The organism is Nostocoides japonicum T1-X7 (genome assembly GCF_001046855.1).
Taxonomy (GTDB): Bacteria; Actinomycetota; Actinomycetes; order Actinomycetales; family Dermatophilaceae; genus Nostocoides; species Nostocoides japonicum.
In genome coordinates, this window is sequence record NZ_HF570958.1 from 2,509,879 (window position 1) to 2,519,831 (window position 9,953).

At 71.8% G+C, this 9,953-nt stretch carries 8 protein-coding genes and 1 pseudogene; 6 read left to right on the forward strand and 3 right to left on the reverse strand.

From position 1 onward, the window contains the following. Positions 1 to 222 precede the first annotated feature (222 nt). The gene (locus BN12_RS11220) at positions 223 to 1,131 is read left to right on the forward strand and encodes a LysR family transcriptional regulator (RefSeq protein ID WP_048552510.1); all 909 of its coding nucleotides are present in this window, start codon (positions 223 to 225) and stop codon (positions 1,129 to 1,131) included. Between the two features lie 36 nt (positions 1,132 to 1,167). Here the strand turns inward: BN12_RS11220 and BN12_RS11225 are convergent, their stop codons facing one another. Beyond that, positions 1,168 to 1,974, reverse strand: a complete 807-nt coding sequence (locus tag BN12_RS11225; protein ID WP_048552512.1) for a PIG-L family deacetylase — start codon at positions 1,972 to 1,974, stop codon at positions 1,168 to 1,170. Between the two features lie 513 nt (positions 1,975 to 2,487). Between BN12_RS11225 and BN12_RS11230 the strand changes: the two genes are divergently transcribed. The 4 genes from BN12_RS11230 (at position 2,488) to BN12_RS11245 (ending at position 7,781) form a co-directional block, all read left to right on the forward strand. After that, on the forward strand, positions 2,488 to 4,176 hold the full coding sequence (locus BN12_RS11230) for a DHA2 family efflux MFS transporter permease subunit (protein WP_327152649.1): 1,689 nt from the start codon (positions 2,488 to 2,490) through the stop codon (positions 4,174 to 4,176). Between the two features lie 116 nt (positions 4,177 to 4,292). After that, on the forward strand, positions 4,293 to 5,531 hold the full coding sequence (locus tag BN12_RS11235) for a low temperature requirement protein A (protein WP_048552514.1): 1,239 nt from the start codon (positions 4,293 to 4,295) through the stop codon (positions 5,529 to 5,531). A gap of 11 nt (positions 5,532 to 5,542) precedes the next feature. Then, positions 5,543 to 7,057, forward strand: coding sequence for a flavin-containing monooxygenase (locus BN12_RS11240; protein ID WP_327152650.1), 1,515 nt, complete (start codon positions 5,543 to 5,545; stop codon positions 7,055 to 7,057). A 196-nt stretch (positions 7,058 to 7,253) separates the two neighbouring features. Further along, positions 7,254 to 7,781 (forward strand): methylated-DNA--[protein]-cysteine S-methyltransferase, encoded by a 528-nt coding sequence (locus BN12_RS11245; protein WP_048552516.1) that lies wholly within the window; start codon positions 7,254 to 7,256, stop codon positions 7,779 to 7,781. A gap of 48 nt (positions 7,782 to 7,829) precedes the next feature. On the opposite strand, the gene mgrA is transcribed toward BN12_RS11245, so the two are convergent. Together mgrA and BN12_RS11255 are read right to left on the reverse strand one after the other, a co-directional pair. Beyond that, positions 7,830 to 8,897 carry an L-glyceraldehyde 3-phosphate reductase gene (gene mgrA / locus BN12_RS11250; RefSeq protein ID WP_048556309.1) on the reverse strand — a complete coding sequence of 356 codons (1,068 nt, stop codon included), beginning with the start codon at positions 8,895 to 8,897 and terminating at the stop codon, positions 7,830 to 7,832. A 25-nt stretch (positions 8,898 to 8,922) separates the two neighbouring features. Then, the gene (locus BN12_RS11255) at positions 8,923 to 9,579 is read right to left on the reverse strand and encodes a TetR/AcrR family transcriptional regulator C-terminal domain-containing protein (protein ID WP_048552518.1); all 657 of its coding nucleotides are present in this window, start codon (positions 9,577 to 9,579) and stop codon (positions 8,923 to 8,925) included. Between the two features lie 78 nt (positions 9,580 to 9,657). On the opposite strand from BN12_RS11255, the pseudogene BN12_RS25160 reads away from it, so the two are divergent. Beyond that, positions 9,658 to 9,953 (forward strand): annotated as a pseudogene (locus BN12_RS25160) (quinone oxidoreductase family protein); the annotation flags it as partial.

Genomic DNA, 9,953 nt, shown 5'->3' on the forward strand with positions numbered 1-9,953 from the left:
GACCCGCGCGCGCCGGAGGGACCAGCGGGCGCGGCGGGAGGGTCGGGCAGCGGCGTCGGCGGCCGTCGGGAGGGCCCGCAGGTCAGCCGTGAGGCGGGCGAGGTCGCGGTCGGCGTGGTCGGCTCCGAAGGGGAAACGGTAGGTGCTCATGGCATCCACGATCCGCCCTGAAGAACGCTAAGCACAAGCGACGATTACTGACGGACCATGCATAATTACTGCATGGTTGCATCCACCATCGACGTCAACCGACTCCGCGTCTTCCGCGCCGTCGTCGCGAGCGGCACCGTCCAGGCGGCCGCGTCGCGCCTCGGCTACAGCCCGTCCGCCGTGAGCCAGCACATCGGTGCCCTCCAGTGCGAGACGGGGCTCACCCTCTTCGAGAAGTCCGGGCGCGGCATCGCGCCGACCGCGGCCGGACGCCTCCTCGCCGCCGGCAGCGAGGACGTCATGGACAGCCTCGCCCGGCTCGGCGGGCTCGTCGACGACCTGCGGGACGGGCGCACCGGAACCCTGTCGATCGGCACGTTCGCCTCGGCCGGGGAGATGTGGGTCCCGTCGGTGGCGAAGGCGATCGGCGAGGAGTTCCCCGACGTGCTGCTCACCCTCGACCTCAACGAGTACCCCGCCGACGGCGCCGGCTCCTTCGACATCGAGCTGCGCACCGAGGACCCCGACGAGCCGCCCGTCGAGCTCCCCGGCCACCGCCGGCACGTCCTCCTCGAGGAGCCCTACGACGTCCTCGTCCCCGCCGGCCACCGGCTGGCCGGCGAGGACGTGGTGCCCCTGGCCGCCCTCGCGGGCGAGCGATGGGTCGACGACGACCTCGAGAACACGACGTGCGGGCGGATCCTGCGCAACGCCTGGCGGTCCGCCGGGATGACCCGCCGGATCGTCGCGCGCGCGAGCGACCACCACGCGGCCATCGCCTTCGTCGCCGCCGGCGTGGGGCTCACGATGGCGCCGATCCTCGCCATCGGGACGTTGCCGCATACCGTCTGCCGGGTGCCCGTCGTCGACCCCACCCCGACGCGGCGCATCGTCGCGCTCGTCCGCGAGAGTGCTTCGGCGGCCCTCGCCGTCGAGCGGGCGATGGAGCTGCTGCGAGAGGCCGCCGACCGCACGACGTGAGCGGTGGACACGTCCCCTCGACGGGACGGGCGAGGGCTACGCGCCGGTGAGCCACCAGCCGCGGACCATGCCCGGTGGCCGGCCCGGCTCGATGTAGTGCTCGGTGCCCATGACGGCGGCGAACGCCTCAGGAGGCATCGTGAGGAACCCCTCGATGTCGGTCGCCTGGCTCGCGTGGGCGGCGAGCGCGGCGCGCCGCTGCGCGAGCCAGGGCGTGACGTCGACCTGCCAGTGGATGTTCGCCTCCGGCTCGCCGAGCGGGTTGCCGTCGTCCATCGGCGCGTCGGGGTCGAAGCCCTCGTCGAGCTCGAGGCCGGCCGCGCGGGCCTGCGCGATCCCGGCGCGGATGTGGTCGCGGTTCATCGTCGACTCGAGCAGACGCGGCGGCTTGACGACCGCGAGCTCGGCGGCGCGGTGGGCGACGGCGTGGACCCGGACGTGGTCCGGGTGGCCGTACCCGCCGTGCCAGTCGTAGCCGACGAGGATGTCGGCCGCCTCCTCGTCGAGGAGCGCGGCGAGCCGCTGGGCGGCCTCCTCGACGTCGGCCCGGGCGAAGGCGTTGTCCCAGGCGTTCTGCTCCCAGCCGGTCATCCCCGAGTCGGCGTAGCCGAGCCAGGCCACGCGGTGGACGCCGAGGACCGCGGCGCTCGCCTCCGCCTCCCTGCGGCGCCGCTCGACGACCGTCTCGCCGGGTGCGAGGTCGGCCGGGGACTCGCCGTGGTCGCCGTTCGTCGCGAAGACGGTGACGACGCGGTGACCCTCGGCGGCGGCGCGGGCCATCGACCCCGAGGTCTGGGACGCCTCGTCGTCGGGGTGGGCATGGAGGAAGACGATCGTGGCCATCGCGCCGAGCCTAGTTCGCCCCGCCGACGACCTCCTCCGCCGAGGCATACCACCGCCGGTCCGCATACGGTGAAGGCGACGGGAGAGGGGCCTGGGCCATGGACGGACCGAGGGTGCGGGTCGGGACCTCCGGGTGGACGTATGCCGACTGGCGCGGCCCCGTGTATCCGCCCGAGGTCCCGGACCGGCGACGTCTCGAGTACTACGCGGAGGGGCTCCTCGACACCGTAGAGCGTGGGCGCGAGCCACTACCGCTGGCCGCCCTACTTCAACAACGACATGCACGGGTATGCCGTCGCCGACGCGACCGCGCTGCGGTCGGTCCTCGCAGGGTGACGGAGGGAATTTCTCCGGGCCCCGGAAGGCTTCTCACCGGGTGAGGAAAAAACGTGACGCGCGGACGGCGGCATGGCGTATCCTGTTGCTTGCGTCAACCAACGATTCCGCAGCGTCGCGCGTCGAATCCCCGGAGCGCCCGTAGCGCCCGGACCCTACGAGAGCTGGAGTCTTCCCTTGCCATACACGCCCCGCCACGCGTCCGGCGCGTCCGCGCCGGGCCCGGTGCGGACCGCACCGCCGGCCGCGCCTATCGAGTACCCCGAGGGGATCGACGCCGCCGTGCTCAAGATCGCCGGAGTCGTCGTGCTCGGCGCGATCATGTCGATCCTCGACATCACCGTCGTCAACGTCGCCCTCGCGACCTTCCAGAAGGAGTTCGCCAAGGGCGGCGAGCCGCTTGCGTACTCCACCGTCGCGTGGACCGTCACGGCCTACACCCTCGCCCTCGCGACGGTCATCCCACTGACCGGCTGGGCCGCCGACCGGTTCGGCACCAAGCGCCTCTACATGGCCGCGATCGGGCTGTTCACCCTGGGATCCCTCCTGTGTGCCACGGCCGGCAGCATCGAGATGCTCATCGGCTTCCGGGTCCTCCAGGGCCTCGGCGGCGGCATGCTCATGCCGCTCGGCATGACGATCATGACCCGGGCCGCCGGCCCCAAGCGGATGGGCCGCCTCATGGCGATCCTCGGCGTGCCCATGCTGCTCGGCCCGATCTTCGGCCCCATCCTCGGCGGCTGGCTCATCGACCACTACAGCTGGCACTGGATCTTCCTCATCAACCTGCCGATCGGCATCGTCGCTCTCGTCTACGCCTTCTTCGTCCTGCCGAAGGACAACCCGACCCCCTCGGAGTCCTTCGACTTCGTCGGCATGCTGATGATGAGCCCCGGCCTCGCGCTGTTCCTCTACGGCGTCTCCTCGATCCCCGGTGAGGGCACCTTCTTCAACTGGAAGACCGAGGTCTTCGGTGTGGTCGGCCTCCTCCTCATGGCGCTGTTCGTCGTCTACAGCTTCAAGCCGAAGCACCCGCTGCTCGACCTGCGGCTGTTCCGCAACCGCAACCTCGCCGTCTCGATCATCACGATGGTCATCTTCGCCGCGGCCTTCTTCGGCGCGCTCCTCCTCGTGCCGCAGTACTTCCAGGTGGTCCGTGGCGAGTCACCGCTCCAGGCCGGCTGGCTCGTCGCGCCCCAGGGGCTCGGCGCCATGCTGACGATGCCCGTGGCCGGCGCCCTCGTCGACAAGTTCCCCGTCGGCCGGATCGTGCCCTTCGGCCTCGTCGCCATCGTCGCCGGCATGTTCCTCCTGTCGACCATCGACTCGACGACGTCGTACTTCCACATCTGCTCGATCCTGTTCCTCATGGGCCTCGGCATGGGCGGCACGATGATGCCGATCATGACGACGGCGCTGAAGACGCTGACCCACCACGAGGTGGCCCGCGGCTCCACGCTGCTCAACATCACCCAGCAGATCGGCAGCTCGATCGGTGTCGCGACCTTCTCCGTCATCCTCACCAACGGGTTGAACAGCCGGCCCATCGTCGTTCAGGCCCAGGCATTCGGCGAGGCCGCCGCCAAGGTGAACGGCGACCCATCGGCCATCCAGCAGCTGCTCGCGCAGTTCCCCGAGGTCGCGAAGGTCCTGGCCGGCTTCGGGAGCAACCTCCAAGCGGGTCAGGCGGCCTTGGAGAGGGTGGCGAAGGCGGCCATGGCCGACGCGTTCTCGCACACCTTCTTCGTCGCGGCGTGCGTCGTCATCCTCGCGGTCGTGTCGGCGCTCTTCCTCCCGCGCAAGCACGAGGAGAGCCACCTGCTCGACGACGAGGAGGAGTCGGCGCCGCCCGTGCTCGTCCACTGACGCCGGGGGCCCGATCTCCCCGGGCACGATGCGCACGGCGCCCCGGACCGACAGCGGTCCGGGGCGCCGTCGTCGTGCCGCCCGAGGCCCAGCACGACTGCTCCTAGGCTGCGGGGATGAGTGAGTCGGAGGTGGCCGCCGACGAGCGGGTGGAGTGGCTCGAGCTCTTCTTCGACCTCGTCGTCGTCGCGGCCGTCGCCGTCCTCACCGAGGGCCTGCGCGAGGACCCGACGCCGGAGGGCCTCGGGCTCTTCGTTCTCCTCTATGCCGGGATCTGGCTCAGCTGGGTCTCCGTCGTCCTCTACGCCAACGTCGCCGGCTCGGCGACCCGGACAAGGGTCGTCGTCGTCGCGATGTTCCTCGTCGCCGTCATGGCGGCGACTGCGCCCATCCACTTCGAGAGGCGGGCCAACGCCTTCGCCCTCGCCTTCGTCGTCCTGCGCCTCTTCGTGGCCCGGAACGCCTTGCGGACCGGCCGGCTCCTCGTCGGGTGGCCGTTGCTGGAGTTCGGTGGCTCGAGCATCCTCTGGGTCGTCGCCATGTGGGTCGATGTCCCGGTGAAGTACGTCCTGTGGGCCGTGGCCCTCGTCCTCGACGTCGTCTTCGTCCTCGTCCGGGGCAACCGGCTCGACGAGCAGCAGGTGCGACGCATCGAGAAGCACGTCGCTGACGAGGAGGCCGCGCGGAGCCGGCGGACCGGGTCCGGCGGGCACGATGGCCGCGACGGCGCGAAGGGCCGATCTCCCGAGCACGTCGAGGTCCGGACGGTCGGTGTGGAACGCAGCCATCTCACCGAGCGGCTCGGGCTCTTCCTCATCATCGTCCTCGGCGAGGCCGTGAGCCAGCTCGTCGTCGCAGGCTCGACGCAGGAGTGGACCCGCGAGCTCGTCCGCGTTGCGGTCGCCGGGTTCGCCGTGCTCGTCGGGCTCTGGGGCCTCACCTTCTCCTACGGCTTCACTGGCGCTCCGCACAGCCGGCTGGCGGCCCTCGAGCCCCGGTTCGGGCTGCCGCTGCACTTCCTCACGACGATCGGGGTCATCGCGTTCGCGGCGGGCCTCGGCGAGATGGCCTCGCATCCGAGCGAGCCGCTCGGCGACCTCGTCCGCTGGGTCATGTGCAGTGGACTGGCCCTCCACTACCTCGTCATGGGGGTCGGCGGCTGGAGCGGTGGAGCCCCGCGCCGCTGGGTGCTCGGCTGGGCCCTGCCCTGCACGGCCGCGCCCCTCGTCGTGGCGGTGACGGCCGGCCGCGTCGCCGACGAGCGGATCCTCTGGCTGTTCGTCGCGACGATCGTCTGGATGAACCTCTACGGCCGGTGGGGTCAGGGGCGGTCGGCGCCGGCCACCGCGCCGTAGGGTGGGATGCCGTGAGCACCGACCCGGGCAGCACCACACCGCTCGCCTCCGACGCGGTCGACACCGACGAGGCGATCGAGAGCGTCGACGTCCTCGTCGTCGGCGCGGGCATCTCCGGGATCGACATGGCATACCGGATCCAGACGATGTGTCCTGGGGTCTCGTATGCCGTCCTCGAGGCGCGGGAGTCGATGGGCGGCACGTGGGACCTGTTCCGATATCCGGGGATCCGGTCGGACTCGGACATGTACACCCTCGGCTTCCCCTTCGAGCCGTGGACCGGGGAGCAGTCCATCTCCGACGGGGCGAGCATCCTCGCCTACGTCCGGGACACCGCCGCGAAGTACGGCATCGACGCCCATATCCGTTACTCCCACCGGGTCGTCGAGGCATCGTGGTCGGGACGGGACGCGCGGTGGACGGTCACCGTCGAGACGCCGGAGGGCCGACGCCGGCTCGCCGCGTCGTGGATCCACACGGCGACGGGCTACTACAGCTACGACGCTCCTCACCGGGCCGACATCCCGGGCCTGGAGGACTTCGCGGGGGACGTCGCCCACCCGCAGTTCTGGCCGGAGGATCTGCAGGTCGGGGGCCGCCGGGTCGTCGTCATCGGGTCCGGGGCGACGGCCGTGACGCTCGTGCCGGCCCTCGTCGAGCAGGGGGCGGCCGTCGTGACGATGCTCCAGCGGTCGCCGAGCTACCTGCTCGCCCTGCCCTCGAGGGACGAGCTGGCCCGTCGGCTCGCCGACCGGATGGGGATCGAGCGGGCCTACGACCTCATCCGCTGGAAGAACATCCTCACGGCCCTCGGTCTCTACCAGGCCTCGCGGCGCACGCCCCGGGCCGTCGGGAGGCTCCTCACGAGTGGTGCCGTCAGGGCGACGAGCGGCTCGGGGCTCGGACCGGAGCACTTCGCGCCGCATTACGACCCGTGGGACCAGCGGATGTGCTTCGTGCCGGACGGCGACCTCTTCGCGGCCCTCCGGTCGGGGCGGGCGACGATCGTCACCGACACCATCGAGCGGGTCCTGCCCGAAGGGGTCAGGACCTCCAGCGGCGCGCTGCTCGAGGCCGACGTCGTCGTCACGGCGACCGGCCTCGCGATGCAGCTGTTCGGCGGGGCGGCGCTCGTCGTCGACGGGCAACCCGTGAACCTTCCCGACCGGCATCTCTACCGCGGCCTCATGATCGAGGGCGTCCCCAACCTCACGACCTCCGTCGGGTACGCGAACGCCTCGTGGACGCTGCGCGCCGACCTCGCCGCCCGGTACGCCTGCCGACTCATCGCGCACGTGCGCTCCCGCGGCCACGCGTCCGCGCGACCCCGGCCGAGCGGCCCGATGGCCCGCCGGCCCGTCCTGCCGCTGACGAGCGGCTACGTCCGCCGGGCGCTCGCCGACCTGCCGAGCCAGGGGGACCGCGACCCGTGGATGATCCGGCAGAACTACGTCCTCGACCGCCGCGCCCTGCGCCGGGCCGACGTCACGCGGGACATGGTCTTCGACGCCGTCGGCGGTTCCTGAGACGACTCGGGGACCCGCGGAGCGTGGGGGCTCACATCCGTCGGGTCCGGGACGTTCCATGGGCATGAGGAGTGTCGGTATGCCACGAGAGGATGTCCTCCATGACGGAGGCCGAGGACGGGTGCGTCGAGGACCGGTGCACGGCGACGACGGTGACGGGCCGCCGTCGACCGTCGATCCCTCGCGCCCACGCGACGTGAGCCCCACCCGTCCGGGTCGGCGGCACGCCGCGGTGCCCACCCGGCTCGGCGACCTCGTCGTCGTCGCCGACGGGGAGGCGATCGCGGGGCTCTACTTCCCCCACCACTGGACCGATCCCGACCCCGCCCGCTGGGGCGAGGTCGTCGACCCTGCCGACCCGGTCATCGCCCGCGCCGCCGCGGAGGTGACGGCCTACCTCGAGGGCGAGCTCACGGCATTCACCGTGCCGGTGACCCTCGACGGCACCGCCTTCCAACAGCGCGTCTGGGCGATCCTCCTCGACATCCCCTATGCCGAGACGACGACCTACGGCACGATCGCCCGGACCTTCGGGAACCCGGGCCTCGCCCAGGAGGTGGGGCAGGCGGTCGGGGCCAACCCGGTCTCGATGATCGTGCCGTGCCACCGGGTCGTCGGATCCGACGGCCGGCTCACCGGGTATGCCGGTGGCCTGGAGCGCAAGGCCTATCTGCTGGCCCTCGAGGAGTTCGTCGCCGGCTGCAGCCTCGTCGACCCCCGCTGAGCGTGGTCGGGTTCCCGGCGGTCGCGTGCGGTCGCCCCGGGCCGTGACTCAGGCGTCGGACGAGGTGGCCCACAGGTTGATGCCGGCCTCGACGGCATACCGGTCGATGGTCCGCAGCTCGCGGTCGGTGAACTCGAGGTTCCGCGTCGCGCCGAGGCTGTCCTCGAGCTGCCGGACGCTCGAGGCGCCGATGAGGACCGAGGTGACCCGCGGGTCGCGCAGCACCCAGGCGAGCGCCAGCTGGGCGAGGGTCTGGCCCCGGCGCTTGGCGATCCGGTTGAGCGAGGCGACGTGCTTGAGGGCGGCCGGGGTGAGCAGCGAGGGGTCGAGGCTCTTGCCCTGCGCGGCCCGAGAGCCCTCGGGGATGCCCTTGAGGTACTTGTCGGTCAGCATGCCCTGCGCGAGCGGGCTGAAGGCGATGCAGCCGACGCCCTCCTCGCCGAGGACGTCGAGCAGGTCTTCCCCGCCTTCGGCGGGGGCCCACTCGACCCACCGGTTGAGCATCGAGTAGGACGGCTGGTGGATGAGCAGGGGCGTGCCGAGCTGCCGGAGGATCGCGACGGCCTCGCGGGTGCGGGGGCCGGAGTAGGAGGAGATCCCGGCGTAGAGGGCTCTCCCCGACCGGACCGCCGTGTCGAGGGCGCCGAGCGTCTCCTCCAGCGGGGTCGTCTCGTCGAAGCGGTGGCTGTAGAAGATGTCGACGTACTCCACGCCCATCCGCGCGAGGGACTGGTCGAGCGAGGCGAGGAGGTACTTGCGGGAGCCGCCGCCCTGACCGTACGGGCCCGGCCACATGTCGTAGCCGGCCTTCGTCGACAGGATGAGCTCGTCGCGGTAGGGCCGGAAGTCGCGGCGGAAGAGGGTGCCGAAGTTCCGCTCGGCGCTGCCGTAGGGCGGGCCGTAGTTGTTCGCGAGGTCGAAGTGGGTGACGCCGAGGTCGAAGGCCCGCCGCAGGATCGCCTGCTGCCGTTCGAGGGGTACGTCGTCGCCGAAGTTGTGCCAGAGGCCGAGCGAGACGGCGGGCAGGTCCAGGCCCCACCGGCCGCAGCGGCGGTACGGCATACCGGACTCGTAGCGGTCTGCCGCGGCGTGGTACTCGTCGACGTGGAAGGTCATGGCGGCCAGCATTCCACGGGAGGGCTCAGCGGGCTCGCATCGTTCCGACGGCGACGAGGAGGATGTCGAGGAGGCTCTCGAAGACCTCCTCGGGATCGGTGCCCAGCATCCGGCGCCCCGAGGCCGCGACGAGGGGGAAGCGCTCGGGGTCGACCCGCGCCTCCCGGGCCTGTGTCGAGTAGCGCGCCGCTCCCGCCTGCCGGCGCTCCTGCTCCTCGATGGCATACCCCACGGCGAAGCTCGTCACGAGCGTGAAGGCGTCCGTCGTCGCCTCCGGGCCGAAACCCTGCGTGGCGAGCCAGGCGAGACCGGGCTCCTGGCGCTCGATGAGGGCGGTGTCGGTGAGGAAGGTCCCGCTGAACAGCCGGGCCCCGTCGCGGTGGGCGAGCAGGCCGCGGCGGGTGGCACGGGCATAGCCGCGGAACGCGTCCTCCCAGCGGAGGGGGGCCGCAGCGTCGTCGGGACCGGTGGGCCCGGGTGCCGCGGCCGCGATGTCGCGCCAGACGCGCGTTCCCATCTCGTCGACGAGCTGGCGCTTGTCCTTCAGGTGCCAATAGAGGGCGGGAGGACGCACCCCGAGCCGGTCGGCGACGGCGCGCGTCGTCAGGCCGTCGATGCCCACCTCGTCGAGGACCTCGAACGCCGCGTCGACGATCCGCTCGATCGTCAGCCCCTTCGTCACAGCCGACACCTTGACACCTTAACGCCGTTAAGCGCATGCTGGTCCCATCAACTTAACGACATTAAGGAGATGGTCCGTATGCGTGCCGCCGTCATCACCGAGCCGGGTGCCGCGCCCGTCGCCGCCGAGTTCACCGACCCCGAGGCCGTCGAGGGGCGGGAGGTCATGGAGGTCGTCGCGGCGGGGATCCACCCCGTCGTCCGGAGCCTCGCCTCGGGCCACCACTACGGCAGCGCCGGTCGCTACCCGATGGTCCCCGGCGTCGACTGCGTCGCCCGCTCCGCCGATGGGCTGCTCCGGTATGCGGGTTTCGTCACCCCGCCGTGGGGGACCCTCGCCGAGCGGGTCGCCGTCCCCGGCGGCCTGCCGCTGCC

Coding starts and splice junctions, on each gene's coding strand:
- mgrA (WP_048556309.1), bottom strand. CDS start 8,897: ATGACCTTCCACGTCGACGAGTACCACGCCGCGGCAGACCGCTACGAG.
- BN12_RS11220 (WP_048552510.1), top strand. CDS start 223: ATGGTTGCATCCACCATCGACGTCAACCGACTCCGCGTCTTCCGCGCC.
- BN12_RS11225 (WP_048552512.1), bottom strand. CDS start 1,974: ATGGCCACGATCGTCTTCCTCCATGCCCACCCCGACGACGAGGCGTCC.
- BN12_RS11235 (WP_048552514.1), top strand. CDS start 4,293: ATGAGTGAGTCGGAGGTGGCCGCCGACGAGCGGGTGGAGTGGCTCGAG.